The sequence below is a fragment of the Lonsdalea britannica genome (assembly GCF_946477055.1).
Taxonomy (GTDB): Bacteria; Pseudomonadota; Gammaproteobacteria; order Enterobacterales; family Enterobacteriaceae; genus Lonsdalea; species Lonsdalea britannica_A.
Map to the genome: position 1 here is coordinate 1 of NZ_CAMKXG010000193.1, position 6,706 is coordinate 6,706.

A 6,706-nucleotide genomic window follows, 5' to 3' on the forward strand; every position below is an offset into this window, starting at 1 on the left:
TTCGTCGGCAGCGTCAGATGTGTATAAAGAGACAGGCAGGCACCAGTGCCAAACCGACCAGCGCGCCGTCATAACCGCCCAGCCAGAAACAAGCCAGATAGGCTGCCAGTCCCACGATGCTTCCCACGATAATCGCCAGCGCATTGCCCCGCGCATGGCGATACCCTTTCAGGATCGCCAGAAACAGGTTGGCATAGGCAATCCCGACCTGAAGCAGCGCCAACGCGCGAATAACGGAGGCGAAGCGCGTTTCACCGAACAACGCTTCGGCTATCGGCGCCGCCGCCAGCCATAGCACCAGCGCTAACGCCAGCGAAAACGCGGTAACCAGCGTGGTCGCCGTGCCTAACAGAGATCGTAGCTCCGCCGGACGCTGCTGGTATTCCGCGACGTATTTGGTGACGCCGTTAAAAATACCCGCGCCCGCCAATACGCCCAGCACGGTAATCAGCTGGCGGTAATTCCCCGCCAGTCCTACGCCGCTGGGCCCGAAAGAGACGGCCAGCAGCTTAACGACGACCAGCCCCACCCCGATTTTGATCAGCGTCGAGGCTGCCGTCCAGACCGATGCCTTGGCGAGCGACATATCAGGAGAAGAAGCTCAGCACCGTGCTGATGACGGTACGCTGATTCACGTTGCGCAGGTTATAAAACAGCGGCAGGCGCACCAGCCGTTCGCTCTCGCGGGTGGTGAAGCGGTCGTCGCCGGAGAAACGCCCAAACTGCAGCCCTGCCGGGCTGCTGTGCAGCGGAATGTAGTGGAAGACGGACAAAATCTCGGCTTCTTTCATATAGCTGATGAAGTCGTTGCGCTGTTCGATATCGCGCAGCCGTAGATAAAACATGTGGGCGTTGTGTACGCAGTCAGCCGGGACTGTCGGTAGTTCCAGCTTCCCCGCCGCTTCCAACGGACGGAACGCGGTATAATAGGCATCCCACAGACGCAGTCGACGCTCGTTGATGCGCTGCGCGGCTTCCAGCTGTCCCCACAGATAGGCCGCCTGAATATCCGCCATCAGGTAGCTGGAGCCCAAATCGCGCCAGGTATATTTATCAACCTGACCGCGGAAGAACTGGCTGCGGTTGGTGCCTTTCTCGCGAATGATTTCCGCACGGTCAATCAGCGCCGGGTCATTGATCAGCGTCGCCCCGCCTTCGCCGCCCGCCGTATAGTTCTTGGTTTCATGAAAGCTGAAGCAGCCGATATGGCCAATAGATCCCAGCGGGCGTCCCTTGTAGCGGGACATCACGCCCTGCGCGGCATCTTCTACCACGTACAGCCCGTGTTTCTGCGCCAATGCCATAATGGCATCCATTTCACACGCCACGCCGGCATAGTGCACCGGCACAATCACCCGGGTGCGGTCGGTGATCGCGGCTTCAATTTTGGTTTCATCAATGTTCAGCGTATCCGGGCGGATATCGACATAGACAATGGTGGCGCCACGCAGCACGAAGGCGTTCGCCGTCGAGACGAACGTGTAGCTCGGCATAATGACTTCGTCGCCGAGCTGGATATCCAGCAACAGCGCCGCCATCTCCAGCGAGGCGGTGCAGGAAGGCGTGAGCAGCACTTTGGGACTGCCGGAATAGTGCTCGAGCCACTGCTGACAGCGACGGGTAAAGCCGCCGTCGCCGCATAGCTTGCCGCTGCGCATGGCGGCCTGCATGTATTCCAGCTCGGAGCCTACGATGGGCGGAGCATTGAATGGGATCATATCGTCACCTGTATAGCCAATGGGCTGTGCTGTCGATTCGCGCGCCGCGGCTGAGATAAAGCCGCAGCGCCGCCATATTGCCAAGTTGGGTCGCGACCCGTAAACGTCGAACGTCCTGCTGTCGGCACCACGTTTCCGCCGCCTGCATCAGGCGGCGTCCGATGCCGCGTCCGGTTTGTCCCGGCCACACTGCCAGTAAACCGATGCGTGCTTCCTGCTCCGGCAACTGTCGCAATGTCACCCACCCTTGCGGCCGATGATGCGCGTCTTCCAGCAGGAGACAGACATCATCAAACGTCCCAAGCACCGCATTCTCCGTCCAGCGGGCATAAAATCGTCCACTGTCTCCTGGCGCATACCACGGCGTGCGGAAACGGCTCAGCGCAAACGTCGTCCGAGCCGCTTCGCACAGCGTGGGGATATCACTTTCCACGGCCCGACGTACGCCGTCGAACGCCTCGACATCCGGCTGTTCGGGCAAAGATACGCTCAGGTCGACCTCACTTTCCGCCAGGCGGAAGCCCAACGCAGCCAGTGCATCCGCCTGTGCGGTCGCATTCGTCGGGATTTTCGCCTGCACGATGTCGTATTGCGCCATCGCCGCGGCATTGAGCACCGGCGCCGCGTCTGAAAACAGCAGCCTGCCGCTGGCGCGATGAAAGAACGCGCTTTCCCAGCTTAAAGGTTCCACAACGGCATGCAGCGGCATAAACGGCGTCCTGTTATCGCAAAAAAGCGGTTATCGGCGGGCGGCTAGCGCCATACGCCTTTGGTATCCACCACCCAACGTTGGCTGACCTGTTCAGGCGCAATCGCACGGAACGGGCGGTGATCGACCAGCATGACCAGCACATCGGCCTTTTGTAAGGCCGTGGCGCAATCCACCAGCGTTGCCGTCTCACGCAGAGAATCCGGCAGTTGCTGAATATTCGGTTCGACGAGCAGCGTTTCTCCCGTATGCCATTCGGCAATGCGGGTCGCGACATCCAGCGCCGGGCTTTCGCGTAAATCGTCGATATCCGGTTTAAACGCCAGCCCGAAACAGGCGACGCGGAGCTCGCTCGGACGTTTGTCAGTGTTCACTAACGCTTCGGCAACCGCGGCTTTCACCCGGTCCACGACCCACTGCGGCTTTGCGTCATTGACCAGACGGGCGGTATGAATCAGCCTCGCCAGTGCAGGATTTTGCGCCACGATAAACCACGGGTCGACCGCGATGCAGTGACCGCCGACGCCCGGCCCCGGCTGCAGGATATTGACGCGCGGGTGGCGGTTTGCCAATTGGATGAGTTCCCAAACGTCGATCTGTTGTTCATCGCAAATCAGCGACAGCTCGTTGGCGAAGGCGATGTTCACATCGCGAAAGCTGTTTTCCGTCAGCTTGCACATTTCGGCGGTTCTGGAGTTAGTAACTACACACTCACCTTCCAAAAAGAGGCGGTAAAGCTCACAGGCGCGTGCTGAGCAGGTCGGCGTCATCCCACCGACAACGCGGTCATTTTTGATCAGTTCTACCATCACTTTCCCGGGCAGAACGCGCTCTGGGCAGTAGGCCACATTGATTTGCGCCTCTTCGCCGGCTTGCTGTGGGAAACTCAGGTCAGGGCGGGCCTGCGCCAGCCACTCGGCCATTTGTTCAGTCGTGCCGACCGGAGATGTCGACTCCAGAATGACCAGATTGCCGGGCACCAGCACGGGGGCGATAGACTCGACGGCAGCTTGAACGTAGCTCAGGTCCGGTTCGTGGTCGCCTTTGAACGGCGTCGGGACCGCGATAAGAAAGGCATCGGCGGGCACCGGTTGCTCGCAGGCGCGCAGATAGCCTTCGGCCACGGCCGTGCTGACGACCCGATCCAGATCCGGCTCGACAATGTGAATTTCGCCGCGATTGATGGTCGCCACAGCACGGCGATTCACATCAATCCCCACCACTTTATGCTGCCGCGATGCAAAAGCCGCGGCGGTGGGCAAACCGATATACCCCAAGCCAATGACTGAAATTGTATTAAAACTCATAACGTTACCTGATTTTCTTTTAATGCCGCGAGGATACGCTGGCTGGCGTGACCGTCGCCATAAGGGTTCTGCGCCTGACTCATGGCCTGGTAGGCTGACTCATCCGTCAGCAGCTCTGAGACGTTATTCAAAATCTTCGTCGCATCAGTGCCGACGAGCCGCACTACGCCGGAGGCCAACGCCTCCGGTCGTTCGGTCGTGTCTCTCATGACCAGAACCGGCTTCCCGAGCGAAGGCGCTTCTTCCTGAATGCCGCCCGAATCCGTCAGAATCAGGTAAGCGCGGTTCATCAAATAGACGAACGGCAGGTAATTTTGTGGCGCTATCAGGAAAATATTGTCGATACCGCTGAGAATGCGGTTTACCGGCTCGCTGACGTTGGGGTTGAGATGCACCGGATACACAATCTGGACATCCGGATGACGTTGAGCGATGGCGGCCAGAGCGCTGCATATCCGTTCGAAACCGCCGCCGAAACTTTCCCGACGGTGGCCCGTGACCAGAATCATTTTGCGCTGTTCGGATAAAAAGGCGTACTGCGCCTGTAGCGGCTGATTCAGTTTGGGATCGCGGGCAATGAGGTCGCGAACCCAGAATAGCGCGTCGATCACCGTGTTGCCGGTCACGTTGATGGCGGCATCAGGCACGTTTTCTTTTAGCAGGTTCTGCCGGGCGCTGTCCGTGGGCGCAAAGTGGTACTGCGCCAGATGGCCGGTGAGCGTGCGATTCGCCTCTTCCGGCCAAGGCGCATAAATATCGCCCGTTCTCAGTCCCGCTTCCACATGCCCTACCGGAATGCGCTGGTAGAAGGCGGCCAGACTGGCCATCAACGTCGTCGTGGTGTCGCCGTGCACCAGCACCAAATCGGGACGGAAATCCTCTAAAACGGGTTTAAGCCCCGAAAGAATACGACAGGAGATCTCGCTGAGTCCCTGCCCCGGCTGCATGATATTGAGATCAAAATCGGGCTTGATACCAAACAGTTCCAGAACCTGATCCAGCATTTCCCGGTGCTGAGCCGTGACGCAGATTTTTGACTCGAAAAACGCATCCTGAGCCAATGCGTGAATCAATGGCGCCATTTTAATCGCTTCTGGGCGGGTGCCGAAAACAGTCAGGACTTTCACATTCGATGCTCTTTAGTCAGATAAAATAGGGCGTTCCGCCACAGGCAAGGCCGGTTAGCGACGGCGCGCCAACGCCACGCCTGCGCCAATCACCAATCCCACGCTGCCCCACATTACCAGCAGCAGCAGGCGACGCGGGCTATCGCGTTTCACCGGCTCTTCCGGCGTGCGCAGATAGCGGTAGGTCTGAAATTGTTTTTCAACCACGGGCCCCACCAATAGCGTGTTCAGCAGCGCCCGATTGCGGTCGTAATCGCTGTCGTACTGCGGGCCACCGGCCTGCAAAAGCTCCAGCCGTGCTTGTAACATCGGCACGCCCAGCAGGAACAGTTCAGAGGGAGGCAGCTCGTTGGCAGGCGTCTCCGCCGCATTCTGGCGAATGCCCTGTTGGCGAGCGGCCTGCAAGGCCAGTTCGACAACGTGCAGCTCACGATCGTAGGCCGCTTTGGCAACCGATTCCTGCTGCTTGATCTGAGAACGCATGAAAACGGTACGAGCCGCCCAGGCGCCGTCGAGCGCCTCGTTAAGATGCGACGCCGCACGCTGGCTGGCGAAAGCAACATACTGTCGCAGCAGGACATTCGCATCCGCCGACGTTTCCGCCGTCAACTTCACGCTATCGTTGGTTTTTTTGGCTTCGTCATATGGCGTGAACTGAATCTGATTGACCAGTTCATCCAGCAATGCGGCGTCCGCTCTCGCGTCCCTTGTCTGACGGGCACGATAATAGGCAGACTGTAGCCAGAAATCACGTCGTGTATCGTACGCCGCGGTCTGCATCACAAACTCCGCATAGGCTTCCGCCGTGATGGGCGGTTGATCTGCGGGCGGGGTCGCAAAAGATTTGGCATCCAGGTTGCGCAGGAACTGCTGCTGCGAATAGAAACCGCCCAACATATTCACGGTAGGTTTATCCGTAATCGCCGTGGCGCTCCACTCCTGCGGCGCTAGCCAGGCATACAGCATCGCCAGAGCGGCAAACAGCACGACCGAACCGGCGATCCAGCGTTTTCCTCGCCAAAGCACCCGAAACAAGCCGCGGATATCCAGTTCATTATCCCACTGGTTGTGCCGGACAACATGATTCTCTGTACTCATTCTATCCCCAGATTATCGTGGTTGAGAGTAAGACCGCTCGCGCAGCTGACGTTTTACCCGCTTCACAAAACGCGCAACCCGCCACGCGCGTTTCAGGCAGAAGCCGTAGAGGGAAAACATCAGCAGGAATAAGGCTAGCATCAGCCATTCAGGAATAAAGGGAAGGAACTCCCCTGCCATGCCTATCGCCGCCAGCACGGCGGCTGACAACGTAATCAGCACAAATGCCTGACGAGAGGTGAAGCCTGCCCGCATGACCAGATGATGGATATGCTGACGATCCGCGGAAAACGGACTCATGCCTTTACGCAGACGGCGATACATAATGGCGACCATGTCCATTAACGGGATAGCGATAATCCACAGCGCCGTCACCGGATTGATGGGATGCGCTTCTCCCTGCGTACTTTGCAACAGGAGCCAGATCGCCGTAAAGCCCATCATGGTGCTGCCCGCATCGCCCATAAAAACTTTATATCGCCGGCCGAAAGCGCCGAGATTCAGGAGGATATAGGGTAAGGTCGCGGCAATCATCGAGAAACTCCACAGCGCCAGGCTATGGTTCCCGCTGTGATACAGCAAAATGCCGATCGCGCCGAAAGAGACGCTGGACAATCCGCCCAACAGCCCATCGATACCGTCCACCATGTTGAACGCGTTTATCGCGGCCCAAACGGCGAATAGCGTCAGCAGATAGTTGAAAGGCCCGAGACTGAGATTCCAGTCACCGAAGATGTAACCCAGGTG

General features: G+C 58.5%; 6 protein-coding genes and 1 pseudogene. All 7 read right to left on the bottom strand.

The window, feature by feature from the left end:
* Nucleotides 1–22: 22 nt before the first annotated feature.
* Nucleotides 23–586 (bottom strand): annotated as a pseudogene (locus tag Q7O77_RS12700) (oligosaccharide flippase family protein); the annotation flags it as partial.
* A 1-nt stretch (nt 587) separates the two neighbouring features.
* On the bottom strand, nt 588–1,718 hold the full coding sequence (gene rffA, locus Q7O77_RS12705; RefSeq protein ID WP_304167856.1) for a dTDP-4-amino-4,6-dideoxygalactose transaminase: 1,131 nt from the start codon (nt 1,716–1,718) through the stop codon (nt 588–590).
* 4 nt (nt 1,719–1,722) lie between these two features.
* Nucleotides 1,723–2,427 (bottom strand): dTDP-4-amino-4,6-dideoxy-D-galactose acyltransferase, encoded by a 705-nt coding sequence (rffC, locus tag Q7O77_RS12710; RefSeq protein WP_304167859.1) that lies wholly within the window; start codon nt 2,425–2,427, stop codon nt 1,723–1,725.
* A 44-nt stretch (nt 2,428–2,471) separates the two neighbouring features.
* Nucleotides 2,472–3,734 (bottom strand): UDP-N-acetyl-D-mannosamine dehydrogenase, encoded by a 1,263-nt coding sequence (gene wecC / locus Q7O77_RS12715; protein WP_304167862.1) that lies wholly within the window; start codon nt 3,732–3,734, stop codon nt 2,472–2,474.
* Nucleotides 3,731–4,861 carry a non-hydrolyzing UDP-N-acetylglucosamine 2-epimerase gene (gene wecB, locus Q7O77_RS12720; RefSeq protein WP_304167866.1) on the bottom strand — a complete coding sequence of 377 codons (1,131 nt, stop codon included), beginning with the start codon at nt 4,859–4,861 and terminating at the stop codon, nt 3,731–3,733. The genes wecC and wecB overlap by 4 nt, the downstream gene beginning before the upstream one ends.
* Nucleotides 4,862–4,915: 54 nt before the next feature.
* On the bottom strand, nt 4,916–5,959 hold the full coding sequence (gene wzzE, locus Q7O77_RS12725) for an ECA polysaccharide chain length modulation protein (RefSeq protein ID WP_304167868.1): 1,044 nt from the start codon (nt 5,957–5,959) through the stop codon (nt 4,916–4,918).
* Nucleotides 5,960–5,971: 12 nt separating this feature from the next.
* Nucleotides 5,972–6,706: UDP-N-acetylglucosamine--undecaprenyl-phosphate N-acetylglucosaminephosphotransferase (gene wecA, locus Q7O77_RS12730; RefSeq protein ID WP_304167871.1), on the bottom strand; the 735-nt coding region annotated here is incomplete at its 5' end.